This window comes from Candidatus Defluviilinea gracilis (genome assembly GCF_057138825.1).
The window spans coordinates 47,515-63,544 of the sequence record NZ_DBNHEF010000065.1 but is presented as its reverse complement, the minus strand read 5'-3'; the positions used below and the strand labels follow the sequence as shown (position 1 = coordinate 63,544).

General features: G+C 54.5%; 8 protein-coding genes. All 8 read right to left on the bottom strand.

Features of this window, described 5'->3' with window-relative positions; genetic code table 11:
* Positions 1-5 precede the first annotated feature (5 nt).
* Genes AC16KF_RS10025 through AC16KF_RS09990 form a run of 8 tightly spaced genes read right to left on the bottom strand, consistent with a single transcriptional unit; the run spans position 6 to position 16,029 of the window.
* Positions 6-2,228, bottom strand: coding sequence for a GAF domain-containing protein (locus tag AC16KF_RS10025; RefSeq protein WP_484037172.1), 2,223 nt, complete (start codon positions 2,226-2,228; stop codon positions 6-8).
* The gene (locus tag AC16KF_RS10020) at positions 2,218-4,557 is read right to left on the bottom strand and encodes a GAF domain-containing protein (RefSeq protein ID WP_484037171.1); all 2,340 of its coding nucleotides are present in this window, start codon (positions 4,555-4,557) and stop codon (positions 2,218-2,220) included. The genes AC16KF_RS10025 and AC16KF_RS10020 overlap by 11 nt, the downstream gene beginning before the upstream one ends.
* Positions 4,558-4,587: 30 nt before the next feature.
* Positions 4,588-7,119, bottom strand: a complete 2,532-nt coding sequence (locus AC16KF_RS10015) for a GAF domain-containing protein (protein ID WP_484037170.1) — start codon at positions 7,117-7,119, stop codon at positions 4,588-4,590.
* Positions 7,116-8,834 carry a GAF domain-containing protein gene (locus AC16KF_RS10010; RefSeq protein ID WP_484037169.1) on the bottom strand — a complete coding sequence of 573 codons (1,719 nt, stop codon included), beginning with the start codon at positions 8,832-8,834 and terminating at the stop codon, positions 7,116-7,118. The genes AC16KF_RS10015 and AC16KF_RS10010 overlap by 4 nt, the downstream gene beginning before the upstream one ends.
* Positions 8,835-8,849: 15 nt before the next feature.
* The gene (locus AC16KF_RS10005; RefSeq protein WP_484037168.1) at positions 8,850-10,571 is read right to left on the bottom strand and encodes a GAF domain-containing protein; all 1,722 of its coding nucleotides are present in this window, start codon (positions 10,569-10,571) and stop codon (positions 8,850-8,852) included.
* 11 nt (positions 10,572-10,582) lie between these two features.
* A complete protein-coding gene (locus tag AC16KF_RS10000) occupies positions 10,583-11,953 on the bottom strand; it encodes a GAF domain-containing protein (RefSeq protein ID WP_484037167.1) in 1,371 nt (456 codons plus the stop codon).
* Between the two features lie 27 nt (positions 11,954-11,980).
* The gene (locus AC16KF_RS09995; protein WP_484037166.1) at positions 11,981-14,158 is read right to left on the bottom strand and encodes a cache domain-containing protein; all 2,178 of its coding nucleotides are present in this window, start codon (positions 14,156-14,158) and stop codon (positions 11,981-11,983) included.
* A complete protein-coding gene (locus AC16KF_RS09990; protein WP_484037165.1) occupies positions 14,155-16,029 on the bottom strand; it encodes a GAF domain-containing protein in 1,875 nt (624 codons plus the stop codon). The genes AC16KF_RS09995 and AC16KF_RS09990 overlap by 4 nt, the downstream gene beginning before the upstream one ends.
* Position 16,030: the final 1 nt, after the last annotated feature.

Genomic DNA, 16,030 nt, shown 5'->3' with positions numbered 1-16,030 from the left:
GGGTCTTATTGTTCATTTTCATTCGACGATTCGGAGATCACCTGTACGCGGTTTGCTCCAAGGATACTGCGCAGTTCGTCCGCCGCCATTTGGATCATGGTTTGCGGGTCGTTCACACTGCGAATTTTGCCGGTGATTTCAGAGACTAACCGTTCCCGCTCTGCGCGTCGGGTTGTTTCCTCGAACAGGCGGGCATTTTCGAGCGCCACTGCCAAACGGTCGGTGACCGCCTGGATGAGGTTGATCTCGTCTTGAGACCAGGCGCGATCTTTGGCGGGAGATTTGATGCTCATTGCGCCGATGACTTGCCCGCGTAAGTTGATCGGCGCGAGGACGGACGATTCTTCCTCCGGGCTATTTGCCTGCCGGACGTGGAGCCTGCCGGCCCCTTCTGGCGTTTGGAGTTCGGGGAAGTCCAGCGGGGTCTTGAGGGGCGCGCCGCCGGTGGGTGATTGTCGGTACCCAACATCTCCGGCGCGCGTGCGCAAATTCTTCCACTCCTTTTGGAGGTATTGGTTATAAAGGCTTTGGACTTCAGACAGGGCTTGTTCTGTTTTTGCAAACAGCCTGGCATTTTCAATGGCAACCGAGACCTGGCTGGCGAGAATGCCGAGGATATTGAGGTCGTCCTCTGTGAATTCACCCCGCCGCTGGCTTTGCACATCCAACACGCCGATCACCTGTTCGCGGATCTTCATTGGCAGAGCCATCTCGGAACGGGTGGATGGGAGGTCGGGGTTGTTGAAGAAAACCGATTCATCTCCCACGTCGAGGGCGATGCGGGGTTTCCCTTCCAGGGCAACGGTTCCTACAATGCCCTGCCCAATCGCCAATGCGTGTCCGCGCAGTAGCATGCGCTGACCGCCTTCGCTGTTTGTGGCTTGGAGGATGGCTGATCGCTTTGTATCGTCGAGCAGGAAGATGCCGACGTGATAAAAGTTGAATTTTTCGCTGACCAGGCGGGTGATCAGGGGGAGGAGAATGTCGGGATTTTTCTCGACGTTGATGATGCGGGATACTTCGCTGATCGCAAGCAGGTCTTTTGCCCGTTGTTCACTTTCAAGGCGCGATGCTTCAAGCGCGGTGGTGCGGTCTGTCACGCGTTGCTCGAGGTTTGCGATCGAGTCGCGCAGTTGGGCGGTCATGTCGTTGAAGGATGCGGCAAGATGGTCGAGTTCTATGGCGCCGGTGCTTTTGGCTTGCGCATGGAGATTGCCGCCTGCGATTTCGGTAGCCACATGAGATAGATCGACGAGCGGGGCAGAGGCGCGTCGCGCGCTGTAATACCCGAACAAGCCAGCCAGGACGGCGATGACCAGAAATAAGGCTAGAGTGCGTATTCCGAGGGCAAAAACATTCTGATATGCCTCGCGCCAGGGTAGCTCGATCACAACAGCCCATTGAAGCGGCTGGAGTGGGACAAATGTGCCAACAACAGTTTGACCACTCAGCCCAACGTATTGTTGAACGCCAACGGTTTGGCTTGAAGTTGCTGAGGGGTCTTTTACGAACTCGCCCAAGTTCCCAACATTGCTGACGTTGAGACCTTGCAAGACCGTGCTGGTGTCTCTGTAGGCGATCAAATCTCCGTGGCTATCCACAACATAGGCGTAGCCTGTGTCGCCTACTCGTAATGAGCCGACAAGATCCCAGATGAATTTCAAGTTGACCTCGGCGACCAGAAATCCCGCATTGCTTCCGGATGTGGTTCTAATCGGCATTGCCAGCGCGATCAGCGGCTCAATGGTATCTTCGTCCACATAGACTTCGCTTAAGTATCGGTCTGAGCCTTGAGAGAGAGTTGCCAACCCTTGTGTGATTTGTTCTTCAAACGCAGGGGAGAGTGTGATGGACACGCGCGATGTGGATTCGAGTTGCTGTCCTTGCTGGTCGATCAGGGCAAGTTGCCTGAAGGCCGGCTCCAGGTTGAGGAGTCTGTCCAGGAAGGAGGCTTGTTCTGATGGAGATGCCTCCAGGGGTTCTGAAAGGCTGATGGCGGCTGTCATCGCGCTGAACTTTTTCTCGATAAAATCGCTCACGCTCGAACCCGCATTCTCTGCGAGGAGCAACTGCCTTTCCTCCAATTCTCTTTGCTGGGTCTGTACGGTGAGCGCGAGTTGTGTGGCGGTGGATAGGAATAGGACCAGGGCGCTTAAGCCCAAGAAGCTAAGCGCCAGGATCGTGGTCAAACTGCGCGCGGACCGTGGTGTTGCGGCTCTATTGTTCATGGCTTCTCCGGTCCTCCGCGTTGGGCGAACGAGCGCCGCCGTGGTCGCCGCGTTCAGAAGTTGTTCCCGCGGCTGACGGTTGGATCTGCACAAGCACATCCGATCCGCCGAGCGCCTGGCTGAGTTCCTCTGCGGCGGTGCGCAAGATTGATTCAAAGCGTGTGGACGCGCCGATCTTGGTTGAAATGTCTGAAGTCATGCGTTCGTATTCTGCGCGTCGTTGCGCCGCTTCAAGCAAGGTTGTGGATTCAAGCGCCAGGGAGAGGCGGTCGCCTACCGCGCGAGCGATATCGATCTCATCCTGGTCTGGGGTGTGGTTTTCAGGTAAGCGGATGTTCAAAACCCCAACCACATTGTTGGATAGTTGAATAGGAACGGCGAGTTGGAAATTGTTGCCTTCCAGCACCACCGGCTTTCGATCTGCTTTGATTTTTTCCAGAACCTCGGGAGCCACTTGCGCATCCTTGCGGGAAATGCCGGGCGATGACGCGCGGTAGGACAACAATTGGCTTTGTGATTTGATCGCTTGCCAGGATTCTTTCATGACAAGCCCGGAGGTCTGTTGCGCGTGTTCGATCAGCCGTTGAGCGGTTTCGAAATTCCGCGAGTTTTGGATCGCAATGGCTACCTGGTCGGCAAGTGTGGCAAGGGTGGAGATATCGTCATCGTTGAACGCGTTAGGTTCGGTACTTTGCACATCCAGCGCGCCGATTGTGACCTCCGAGACCCGAAGCGGAACAGCCATTTCTGAGCGCGTCTGGGGCAGGTCGGGGTTGTTGAAGAAAACCGAATCAGATCCAACGTCTAGGGCGATGCGTGGCAGGCTTGTGGCGGCAACGTATCCAACGATTCCCGATCCCACTTGTAAGCGGTGGGCGCGGCTCAGCATCTTTTTCCCGCCTTCGCTGTTTGTCGCTTCCAGGACGACGTTTTCATTGCGGTCGTCGAGCAGGAAGATGCCGACGTGATAAAACTTGAATTTTTCACTCACCAGATTTGTGATCAACGGCAGAAGGGTATCGAGTTTGTGCTCGCTTGTGATTACTTTTGAAATTTCGCCAATCGATTGCAAATCCTGCGCCCTTTGAGTGCTTGTCTGGTTTGCGGCTTCCAATTCGCGCGAACGGGAAATAATGGCGGCTTTCTCCGCTTCCAACTCGTCCGCCATTTGATTGAACGCGCTTGCAACTTTGCCGACCTCATCGGATGATTCCACGGGCACGCGAGCAGTTAGGTCTCCCACGGCGATCTTCTGGGAAGTTTCCGCCAGTTGGAAGAGCGGTTTACTAATGGAGTTCATGATATTTTGCCCGAGTAGGAACGCGCTCGCAACGCTGACAAGCGCCACGAGGGCAATGACATAAAATTGGAGGACGAGCGAGTTGATACGGGCCGCGACTCCCTTTTGTAAACCTTCTGAACTGGCATTGTAGAAGGATAGGCTTGCGCTTCGAGCCGTATCGAATATTTCGTTGGACTCCCTAACGGCATTGTCTGAGAGTTGGGGGTTGGAACTAAGCCTGTTGAGGGTGTCGATCACGGCGGCATTGGCTGTGCGATACTCGACGAACGCGGAGCCGAGGGAGGTGATTGCTGGCGTTGTCGTATTCTGAACGGCAACGGTTATATTCCTGTCCATGCTTGAGAGCCTGGTCGCCAGTGTTTCGGCAAGGATTCGCAGGCGAATCTCATCGTCGCTCGTGAGCGTTCCTTCGCCGCTATACGAGTTGATGATTGCGCGCGACTCGGTCAGCAAAGCCTGATTTTGCGGCAGATTCAACAGCACCGCGTCCATGGTGTAGTAGGTATCCAGGTCTGGGTCGAGGATGAGGTATGAATAATCGCCTACGCGCGATACCAGCAGGCTGATCTCATCGAGGATTTTGCTGTGCGCATTAAGGGCTTCCTCTGGGGCGCTGTCCCGAATGGAACCTTTCAATGCCGTCCAAAGTGATGCGATCGATTCCTCTTCAGCGCGGAATTCGGCAGAGAGAATTTCCTGGCTTTGGACGAATTTATAGTTTTCGAATTCGGCGTCAACCAACCCCTGCGCCGCCCGGACTTCGGAGAAATCTGCATCGCCGTTCAGGTAACTCAAACTGACAGCCTGATGATGCTGTATGGCATCTGTGAGATTCCACAGCGAGCGGAGGTAGAGCGTTCCGAATAATTCGTGGGTCCCGTAGCGATCGATACGTTCCGTTTGGTTCCGGATCAGGGGAATGAACGCAATGATCGGAAGCAGAAAGATCACGGTGATCACGTTGAATTTACGCGGATACGTGAGGCTCAAAAACCAGCGGGTGATTGCGGCGGCGATTCTTTTCATTCTGTCATGAATCCATGGTCGGCTTCGGAATTAATCCGATTTACCATCCTCGTCGATCTGGATGGACACTTCCGCTCCCGGAATGGCTTGGCGCAATTCCACGGCGGCTGTTCTAAATAATTCTTCCACGTTGTTTTGCGCGCTGATCTTGGCGGCAATTTCGCCGATGGCGCGTTCTTTGGCGGCGCGTTTCTGGCTGTCCTCAAAAAAGCGCGCGTTTTCCAATGCCAGCGCGGTGCGTTCAATGATCGCGGAGACGATGTCCAATTCGTCCTTGTCCCAGCGCTGGTTGCTTGGGGCGCGCACCTCTACGGTGCCGATCGGTTCGCCGCGCATGGTGATCGGCAAGGAGATCAAACCGGTCCGTTTCTTGGGTTGCGCCTCAGATTCGCTCGACTCGCGCGCGGACTCTTCCTTCCCTTTGTGGTCGTATAAAAGTGTTGCGCGCGCGCCCGAATGGCGGATGCCAACAATCTTTCGGCGCTGGGTGAATTCCTGCCATTGCGAGCCGGCGAGTTGACGCGAGAGCGCCTCAGATTCGGCGAGCGCTTTCCGCGTTTCCTCATGCTGGCGCGCGTTCTGAATCGCGACACTGACCTGGTCCGCAAGGATCGACAAGGCGTCCACATCTTCGTCGCTGAACGCGTTTTTATCCTTGCTTTGCACATCCAACGCGCCGATAACTTCGCTACCCGCCAGCAGGGGGAGGGCGATTTCACTGTGGGTGTCCGGTAGAAATGGGTTATTAAAATACACAGCGTCTTGCCCTGTATCGAGAGCAACACGAGGCTTTCCTGTGCTGGCGACATTGCCAACAATACCGGTCTCGCCCACCTTGAGTCTGTGCTGGTTGGCGAGCATTTTTTTGCCGCCTGCGCTATTGGAGGCGCTAAGAATGGCGTAGTTTTTCTGAGAGTCAAGCAGGAAGATACCGACATGATAAAACCCAAATTGGCGGCTGATTGTTTCTGCGATTTTTGGCAGCATTCCTTCCAATTCTTGCGTGGAGCCGATGGTGCGCGCGACGCGGGCAATCGATTCGAATTGCCTCGCGCGGACCTCATTCCGTTTATTCGCATCGGTCAATTCCGACGTGCGGTCTGCCACGCGGTGTTCGAGATCTGCGAGCGTTTCGCGGAGGCGGCTCGTCATTGAGTTAAAGGCTTTACTTAATGTCCCGATCTCATCATTTGCGGATGCGTCGGCTTGGGCGTTCAAATCGCCGTCGATGATTTGGTTTGCCGTGTTGGTGAGCGTGTGGATTGGCGCGGTAATGACCCTGCCGATCGCCAGGCTGATCACCAAGGCTGTGGCAATAATAATGACGAGCGTAATGTAGGTTTCCAGCGCGGCGGCGCGAGTTTGGCGGGCTGTTTCGTTCCTCGCTGTAACGATTGCCCCTTCGAATTCTTCCGCAGGGACGATGATCCCGATACTGTACCCGTTAATCTCAATGGGCGCATATGCCAGATACATATCGATATCGTTGACGGGGATTTTCGATAACCCGCTCCCGCCCGATACCATGCGGTTTGTAAACTCCCTGATTTCTAACGGTCCTCGACCCAGGACCGAAAATTTGAAATATTCCTCTGGCGCGATTTCATCGGGCTTGATCCCGAATAGATCATAGCCGCTCTGTGGCATGGAGATAATACGGCCCGCGTCGTCCAACATGAAAGCAAACCCGGTTTGCCCAATGCGCGCGGCTCCAATTTGCTCCGTGATCGTGGCAAGTTTCACGTCTGCGGCGACAACCCCGCTGAAGGTTTCGTCGAAATACACAGGCGCGGAAACCGTAACTACCAGCCCGCCTCCTGTCGCGTCTACATACGGGATGGACCATCGCGCCTTTCGTTCCGGGTTGAAAAGCGGCGATGAGATTTCATAATAAGGACGCCTGGTCGCGTCAAAATCCGGAGGTAGAAGAGTTGCCAGTTCGATATTGGGGTAGTAGCGCGTAATGCCGCGTTCGTCAATTCCGTAAATCGCGAGCATGGACGGGTTGGCTTTGATCACCTCAGGAGCGTAAAAATCAAGATAGGCGGAAACATTGAGGCTGACGAAAATGTCTTCGGATAATTGGTATTTTGCCGGTATGTATACGGAAGAAGGGTCGCCGGCAGGGTTGCCGTAGTGACCCTCCGGGAGTTGGAAAAGACTGCCGCTCGCATCCCAGTATTGCCCAAGCCCAAGGTCGCCTTTTTGTCTTTCAAGATTGCTCCAGTACTCTGCAAGTTTGGAAGTCTCGTTGGCAAGATCTTCAAACGAGTGGTTGATGTTGTTCGTTTGAAAGGCGAGTTCGTTCACTAATTGCTCCTCGGCTAGCAGGCTGACGCTGGTCTCAAGCCTGGACGACAAGGTGTTGCTTATCCTCGTTCTGTTCGTAACAGCCGTATACGCTCCAAGCCCCAGCGCTAAAAAGCATGTGATCAAGATGCCCAGCGTGATCTTGCCTCTGACGCTTAAGTACCTGAACCTTCGAGTTATGCCAACCAGAAAAAGCGTGACGATGGCGATCGCCGTAAAAGCAATGATGCGGACGGTTAATTCCGGATTCATGACGTGTTCCTGTCGCTGAACTTGATCAAAATTTCCGAGCCGCTGAGCACGCGTTCCAATTCCACCGCGGTTGCTTGCAGGATGTTTTCGACATTGAGCGAGCCGCTGATGCTGGAGGTGGCTTCGGCGATCATGCGTTCTTTTGCCGCCCTTCGACGCGCATCCTGGAAGAGGCGCGCGTTTTCCATGGCAAATGCGGCGCGCTCGGCTACGGCTTCCATCAAGCTGAGTTCATCGTCTTTCCAAGTTCGGCTGGGATCGCCGGCCTCAACATGGAGCACGCCGATGATTTCGCCGCGTAGTTTGACGGGGACTGTGGCTGTGGCATGTGTCGATTCAGCCCCGTTGGCAACTCGTGAAATCAAGGCGCCGGAATCGACCGCCGAAGCGATATCGGAATTTTCCAGGGGCGATTCGAGCAACTCGATGCGCCCCGCGTTGTAGCGGAAACCCGCTTGTTCGGCTTTTTGCGCGGCGCGAGACCATTCGGTGCGGATAAAATTGTTGAATACTTCCTGCACCTGCGTGGCGGAGGCGCGCGCTTCGGTCAGCAAGCGGGCGTTTTCGATCGCAATCGCGAGTTGGTTGGCGAGAGTGCCCAATGCCCGGAAATCTTCTTCGCTGAAGGCGCCGGCTTCGATGCTTTGCACGTCTAACACGCCAATGGTCAGCTTGGAAACGACCATCGGAAGAGCAATTTCAGAGCGAGTGTCTGGGAGGTCGGGATTGTTGAAGAAAACGGCATCCGCTCCCACGTCCAGCGCGATGCGGGGTTTTCCAGTTTGGGCGGCGAAACCAACCACGCCGGTTCCGAGCATCAGGCGGTGTCTTCGGGCAAGCATCTTCTGTCCGCCGGCGCTGTTCGCGGCTTGTAAAATGGCAAATTCGCGGTCCCGATCCACCAAAAATATGCCCACATGATAAAAGCCGAACCGTTCGCTGATAAGTTGCGATGCGGTGGAGAAGATTTTATTCGGGTCCTGCACTTGAGAAATGGCTTGTGATAACTCCGCGATGGTCTCGAGTTGAGAGGCTCGGCGAGAGGTTAACCTGTTGGCTTGATTCAGTTCCATGGTTCGGTCGTTCACGCGTTGTTCCAGGTCGTTGGTAAGTTTTTCAAGTTCGCGGTTGGTGTCGCCGACCTGTTTTAAGCGTTCCCGTTCAATACTGGCGCGAAACGCCGAAATTCCAAACAGTACTGCCGCCATCGAAAATGTGACCCCGGCTGATCTGACGATGCTCAGCTTGGGGTCGGCTAAATATTGTGGGTCGGCATAGCCAGGTAAAGACAGGGTGGCGGCAAGAGCGCAGACAGCCAGAATGATAAATTCCCATTGCGAGAGGAGCGCGCTGGCGAGGATCAAAGCAAACGGCAAAATAATATTGATCGCGGAATCGATACTGCTCGCCGTCTTGAAGTAGATCGTAAGGTAGGCGACTGCCGTGAAAGCAAATGTGAAGAAGTAGATTCCGACGCGGTGATATGGCGTGCGGCTAAGCAGGTGGGCGGCAAGAGCAATAGCGAGAAAGCCTAAAAAGGTTTGCGGTGTTGTTGGGCTGGATAAAAGTCCGAGGGTCAGTCCAAATAGCAGGATCAATGTGAGGGAGGCGAGCAATTGCGCGCGTCGTTGTTCCCCGATCTCGCTGATCGACGGATGTGGTTTGGTGAGGAATGCCCAAGCCCGGGCGAATATCTTGTTCGGTGTCGTTTCCATACCTGCGCTCATTTTCTACTTCGGCTTCGAGCCGTTCTCCGGAATCGTTTCATCGCTGGCTGCGTTGACTCCCGGGTGAGAGGATGGATTCACCAGTTGGAAGGTCACAGTGGTTGTTCGTAGTGATTTCCCAAGTTCTTCCACCGTATCCCGGACGATCGAATCCAATTGATACGAAGCGCTTAATTTGGACGACAGCTCGCCCAGGAACGCTTCACGCTGGGCGCGGCTTTGCGCTTCTTCAAGCAACCGGGAACTTTCCAAGGCAAGCGCAACCCGTTCCGCCGTCGCTTCTGCCATGGCATTCTCGTCATCGGTAATCTGGCGCGTCTGGTCGGCCGGGTTGATCCTTAACCTGCCAATGACCTGGCCGCGCAAACGGACCGGAACCGTGACGCCATTCTCCGCTTGCGCGGGCTTTGTATTTTCTTGAAGCGCTTCCAACTTAATGCCATCGTAGCGATAGCCTTTTGTCTCCGCCGACCCGGCGATTTCCTTCCAGCCTTTGCCGATCAACTGCCGTGAAGCGATCTCCGCTTGTTGTAGCGCGCCACGCGCGCGTTCTGACGAGCGCGCATTCTGAATGGCAATGGCGATTTGATCCGCCAAAATCTGCAACGTGGCAACATCTTCCTGGGTGAACGCGGCTTCCTGGGCAGATTGGATATCGAGAGCGCCAATCACAAGTTCGCGTGTCTTCAACGGTAATGCGAGCAACGATCTGGCTTCCGGATGTTCAAACCCATGGGGATTTTTTTCGGCAGGATGCCCGACTCGCGGCTCGCCTCGATCGGTGACAAACCCGATGAGCGATTCAGACCCGACCTTCACCCTGGTTCCTTCCAGTTGGCTTTGTCTCCCCTCGTCACTGCTGGACGCGCTCAGCGCCGCCGATTGTCCCGAGTCTTCGAGCAGGTACACGCCAACATGTTCAAACTTGAACCTGTCGCTCACCGCTTCCACAACAACCGGGAGCAGGCGTTCGATTTCTTGAACGACCGTAATGGTTTTTGCAATGGCGGCGATCCCGCCGATGCGTTCCGCGCGCCGCTTGAGTTGTTCGTTTGCCACGAGCAATTCTGCCTGGTTTTCCTCCAGGCGCGCGCGCGCCAGCCTGAGATCGCGGTTCACAGATTCAAGGTTTCTTGCGCTGGCTTGCGCGCGGGTAATGGCGCCTTCAAGGCTTGAAAGAATAAACGCCATCAAGCCGGCGAAAATGACGATGATCACCCCAACGGTTATCAGCTTTGTATAGGGGCTTGTAAAGTATTCGGCCGGTTGGAAGAATTGATTTACTTCCGCATAGGCAAGACCAAACCCGGCAACAATAGTGAGGGCAGAGAACGCCAATGCGCCCCGCCAACCTATGATCAAGCCCGCCGCAAGAAGGACGATAAAGTTTCCTAGAAATGAGTCGTCGCGGATTCCAACCCCGAAAGCCGCAGAGCCATTTGCCGTAGCCCAGAGCAGGGAGATCAGCAGTACGCCCGCCGTTCTTGTATAGCCGTAGCGCGACAGGATCCAAATTCCAAGGATCAATAAACTTATGCCGATCAATGCCCAGTCGAAGGAGTTGATCTCAAAACGCGGAGAGATGACTTTTAACGAAATTTCGATGATGGCGATCGCGCTCATGAAAACAAGCGCGATGATATGAATATAAAACGCCTGGCGCGATCGGTCATCGTCGCCGGGATATTGGATGGGGGTTAAGTAATTGATAACAGTTTGCCGCATACCTGCGCCCTTTACCCGTCAGCCGCTTCCGGGTTGCTTTCCAGTTCAATGGTGACCTCGGCGTTGCCGATCCTTCTGCCAAGTTCCTCCACGGCAGTCTGGAGGATTGTGTTGCGGTCGCTGACGGCTCCGATCCTGGTGGCGATCTCGCCGATTGCCCGCTCGCGCGATGCGCGGCGTTGCGCGCCGTTCACAAGGCGCGCGTTTTCAAGGGCGAAGGCGGCGCGGTCAGCCGCGGCTTCGAGCAGTGACAACTCGTCTTCCGTCCATTCCCGTTTGCCTTTTTTCGGTCGCACTTCCAGTAATCCAATCGTCAGCCCGCGAAGTTTGATGGGAACGGTCACGTTAGCAGATTTCTTGTCCAACGAGAGACCGCCGGTTTGAATGATCGGCTTTTCGCGAGCAAACCTCATCTGTCCGTTCAGCGGCGTAACCTGCCTTCCGTCGAATAGGAAGCCGGTTTGCTCGATTGCCTGGTTGAAGTTTTTCCATTCCAGATGAACATATTGCTCGATCATTGCCTGCGATTCGGCGAGTGAGGTCTTCGCTTCGTTGTATAGTTTGGTGTTATTGATTCCGGCGGCGATCTGGTTCGCAAGCGCGGTGAGGAGTTCGACTTCCTCCTCGCCAAAGGCATATTTATGAAGACTCTGAATATGTAGAACGCCAATGATTTTTTCCCGGACTTGCAACGGGATGGCGATCTCCGAGCCGGTGGCCGGGCGGCCGATCTCTTCGAGGCGCGCGTTATCCGTTGTAACGTCCGAGATGACGCGCGTTTCGCCCAGCAGAGCGGTGGTTCCAACGAGGCTATTCGTGTCCACAAGAATTCGTTCGTTTGGTTGGGGACTGTCTGTCATTGCCAGGGTGAGGGTATCCGAATTGAGTTCGCTGTCGAGCAGGTAGATCGCGGAGCGATAGTTGGCAAACTGCTCGCCGATCAACCCGATGACTTCATTGAGCAGGGAGTCGACATCCTGCGCTAATGTGATCCGCCGAGTTGCATTGGCGACAAATTGGAATTTTGCCGATTGTTTTTCAAGCGCCAACGCGCGCTCATGCGCTTGTTGCTCGAGGGCGGAGTGCGAACGTTCGAGTTCCATGTTTTTTTGGCTTACCTCTTGATTAAGAGCGATCAAGCGATCGTGGCGGAGGCCGACAATCGCGGCAAAGACGCCTAAAATCACCGGCGCGCTATCGATGATCCATAAGAGCGGCTCTGTGGAATGCAGGGACCGAATGGAATCGAACGAAAAGGGCAGATCGAGGTTGGCAAGGCGAATACCCGTGGCAATGACCGGGAGCAGGAAGCCAAGCCCAGCGCCTACGATGACGTATCGCAGTGTGTTTGATCGAGAACGGTGTTTGGAAGGGTTGTCCATAAATAATTGTTCGGTGGGAGACGGGCGCTAGGCTGTTCCGTCATCCCCGGTCGTGCTTGCGAGTTGAATGATCACGTCGGTGTCGGTTAAGACGTTGCCGATCTCGCGCGCGGTGGTCCGTAAGATCGACTCGTAGTCGCTCGATGAGCCGATCAGGCTTGCGATCTGGGATATCGCCTGCTCGCGATTTGCCCTGATCTGAGCCTCCTCGTATAAACGGGCGCTTTCGAGGGAAGATGCCAGGCGGTCAATGGCTTGCTCGAGCGTTGTGACAATCGTTTCGCCACTTCCTTCCCTGAGCTTTGCCTGAACTATGCCGATGGTTTGTCCGCGGAATTTGATCGGTATCGCGATCTCCTGGTTCGTAGAGGCGCCGGGAGCGGAAACGGTAATCCCTTGTTCGATCGCTTTGCGCCCGACCCCGGAAATTTCTTCAAACGGCTCGATGCGGATGTTATCGAACCGGTACCCGCGATTTTGAAGTTGGCGGGCGGCGATGAACTTCCTCCATCCCTCGCGGGTATTTCTGCCGTAGGCTTGTTCCAAGTCTGATAGATACCGACTGGATTCCTGCGACAGCCTGGAGCGCTCGATGGCAGACGAGAGTTGATCGGCAATGATCTGCATAATAGACAGGTCTGCCTGGCGGAACGCGTCTTCTTTTTCACTATGGATATCGAGAACGCCGATGGTTTTGTTTTCAGATTTCAGCGCCAGAATAATTTCGGAGCGAGATTCGGGCAGGAAGGTATCTGAGAACTGGGTGGCGCTAAAACGCACGTCTGGGGCAATCCGCGCTTCGCCGGTCTTTGCCACAAAGCCCACCACGGTTTCATAGTTGACGGGCAGCCTAAACTTTTGTTGAATGCGACTTTTACCGGCTTTGGTCGGCGATGACGCAAGAATGGCATGCGCGCCGTCTTTTTCCAATAAATAGATCCCTACAAACGAACACTCAAGCCGGCTCATGAGCAGATGCCCAGCCCGTTCGAGGGTTTTATTTAAGTCGCGCTCTGCGGCGGAAAATTGAGAAATCTCGGTGGCGGCGCGTAACCGCGTGGCTTGTTGTTCCAGTTCGAGGGTCCGTTCGGCGATCCGTTGCTCAAGGTTGGAAATAGATCCGCGTAATTGCGTCGTCATCCGATTGAATGCGCGGATGAGCACTCCAATCTCGTCGCCTTCCGACTCCACGTTCACAAATGAAGCGGAATGTCCTTCGGTGATTTCCGCGGCGACGCGCGTCAACGCCTGAATGGGGGAGAGCGTTCGGCGGGTCGAGGCGACCAAAATAAACGCGCCGATGAGAAGAACGCCCAGAGTGACCAACCCGGCTATGGCGATGCGGCTATTCTGCTGATTGGTTAGGTGCGTATGGTTGTATACGATATCGAGCGCGCCCAGCAAGTTGCCTGAGAAATCATACAAAGGCGATGACAAAACCGCGTATGAATTTCCATCCACCGTGGGGTGAATGATCGTGGTTTCGCCTTCTTGTACGCGCAGGTAGTTTTCAGAGGTTGAGGTAATTTCGTTTCCCTGCGTGGAGGCAAAAACCACAAAACTCGAGTCTTCCACTAACGGCGCATTGACTGTGCTCGAAGCCAGCCCTTGGACCAATAAAATTCTCCAGTCACCGCCATACTTTTCTTTCATCTGCGATAGCAAAGACGCGTCCAGCCCGACTGCAATTTCAATACAGCCTATGTAATTACCTCGATGAAACACCGGCGCGACCCCCACGATACCGAGAGTATTTCCGCTGATCGCCAAACCTGATACAGGCTGGTGGTCTGAATTGACCGCCATCACAGCCGGGCTGGCGATGAATGGAGACACGTTCGCATCACTGCTTGCGGAATACAACAGCGCGCCGTCTGGTAGATGAAATTGGTATGTAACGATGTGAGACCGAGCGGCTAGTTCTGTATACGCCGCGTCGGAAATACTTGCCAGCATTTGCGCGTCGCGCTTTGCCATGGCTTCCCGCACGTCGACGGAGTTCGCAGACTGCAAAGCCAGGGAGAGAGCTAATCGTTCCTGATTGGCAAGATCGGCTTTGAACGAGTCGCTAAACGACTCCATACTTGCCTCTTCAGATGCGTGCGACGCGTTATGGAGACTCGTGTAAAAATACCCGAATAGACCGGCGAGCAAGATCACCAGCAGGATTAACGTCGGGGCGAGTAGTTTGCGCGCGAGGATCATGACACGTTCTTTCGCGCGGGACGCCTGGTCGCCGCTGGACGCTGTTGCGCATCCTGTTCAGGTTGTTGCACCAGCACAACGGCGGCTTCTTCTACTCCGGGGATTTGTCCGAGTTCGCGGGTGGCGGTTTGAAGAAGAGAATCGACGTCGAGCGCCTGGCTAAACCGGAAGGCAAGACCGCCAACAAGTTGCTCCTGTTTCGCTCGCGCAGTGGCATCTTCCAGCAGGCGAATGTTTTCGATCGCCAGCCCGGCTTGCGTGGCGACCTCGTCGATCATTTCACGATCCTGTTGATTCAATGGCGCGGTGTCTTTTTTGGCAAGCGTGATCCTGCCGATCTTTTGTCCCCGCAAAGTGACCGGAATTTGAACGCCTTCTCTTGCGTCTGCATCGGCGGGTTTTTCAGCGCGCATGCCAAGCGGAGTATAGGTGACGACCTTAGGCTTTCCCTTTAATTTTTGATCCCATGCGTCGTGTGTTCGTGACGCTGTGATCGCCTCCAATTGCGTCAACGACGCCTGTGATTCTTCCAACAGGCGCGCATTGTCTATGGCGACTGCCAGTTGATCGGCAAGTGTCTCGAAGACATCCATGTCCTGCGTTGAAAATGCGGACGGCTTGTCGGACTGAATATCTAAAACACCCAACAGGCGACCTCGGATGAGGAGAGGCGCTGCGATCTCTGAGCGCGTTAAAGGCAGATCGGGATTATTGAAAACAGTTGCCTCCTCGCCGATATCGGCGAGGATCTTTGGTTTTTTTGTTTGAGTCACGTAATTTACAACGCTTTGCATGCTGGCTTTGACAGTGTGTTCCTGCTTCATCATGCGCTTCCCGCCTTCGGAAGAGGCGGAGCGAAGTGTGAGTTCATCCCCAGAGTTGTTAACTAAGTAAATACCCGTATGATAGTAACCGAATTGATCGGAGACCAGTTGAACAAAGGTGTTCAACAAGCGCGGCAGGTCCTGCAATTCTGCGGCTTGTCGCGCGATATAGGAGGCGGCGCGTAGTTGGTCGGTCCTGCGGGCGATCGCCTCGGTCCGCTCCGCTACCAGGCGTTCAAGATCGGTGATCGACCTGTTTAAGTTCTCGGTCATCGTGTTGAAATTCGTTGCAAGTTCAGCCAACTCGCGGGTGTGAGGAATGTTGTAAATTTTGTTGGAGAAATCGCCCTTGCTGACGCGGTTGGCGGCGTCCTTTAACTCGATGATCGGTTTGGCGAGGTAGTTTGCGATCAGGAATCCTGTAAAAATAATAGCGATGTAGGCGATGATGTTGATGACTATTAATTTATTGCGAAATATCACTTCGTTCTGAACGATCGTCGTTGCGGATATATCCACGCCGAGCACGCCGACCACTCTTTTGTCGGAGGCGTAGATTGGCGTATAGGCGGATAAGAATGACCCGAATTCGTCCGTGTAAATTTCCTGCTCAACGACAGTGCCGGACATGCTGTCAAAACTAGCCATGAGAGTTTCGCTCGGTTCCAGGTAAATATCGCCATATGCCGAAATATCCGGTTCGCCGGGCGCGCCCGCGTCGACAACAAAAGAGATGGTGTCTCCGGATTTCCTCATGGTATAAACGAACTCCAGATCGGGATCTGATTGCTTGATCCTCAAGTTTGCCGCATGAATTTGTTGAAAGAACTCATCGCCCTGGCTGGCAACCTGTTCAAAAATATCCCCGTTCTGTTGAAAACCGGCCAGTGTGGCAATGTCTTCGAGACGTTTGCGCAGGTTTTCCCGTTGCTCCGTCTTGTAATTGACGTAGAGGAAATACGTGACCACTGCGGTTGAGAGCGCCGCCAGGAGGGTGAGCGCAAGGGCAAGCCGTGAAAAAAGCGTGGGGTAGCGTCGTGTATCCATG

Coding starts and splice junctions, on each gene's coding strand:
- AC16KF_RS10025 (WP_484037172.1), bottom strand. CDS start 2,228: ATGAACAATAGAGCCGCAACACCACGGTCCGCGCGCAGTTTGACCACG.
- AC16KF_RS10020 (WP_484037171.1), bottom strand. CDS start 4,557: ATGAAAAGAATCGCCGCCGCAATCACCCGCTGGTTTTTGAGCCTCACG.
- AC16KF_RS10015 (WP_484037170.1), bottom strand. CDS start 7,119: ATGAATCCGGAATTAACCGTCCGCATCATTGCTTTTACGGCGATCGCC.
- AC16KF_RS10010 (WP_484037169.1), bottom strand. CDS start 8,834: ATGGAAACGACACCGAACAAGATATTCGCCCGGGCTTGGGCATTCCTC.
- AC16KF_RS10005 (WP_484037168.1), bottom strand. CDS start 10,571: ATGCGGCAAACTGTTATCAATTACTTAACCCCCATCCAATATCCCGGC.
- AC16KF_RS10000 (WP_484037167.1), bottom strand. CDS start 11,953: ATGGACAACCCTTCCAAACACCGTTCTCGATCAAACACACTGCGATAC.
- AC16KF_RS09995 (WP_484037166.1), bottom strand. CDS start 14,158: ATGATCCTCGCGCGCAAACTACTCGCCCCGACGTTAATCCTGCTGGTG.
- AC16KF_RS09990 (WP_484037165.1), bottom strand. CDS start 16,029: ATGGATACACGACGCTACCCCACGCTTTTTTCACGGCTTGCCCTTGCG.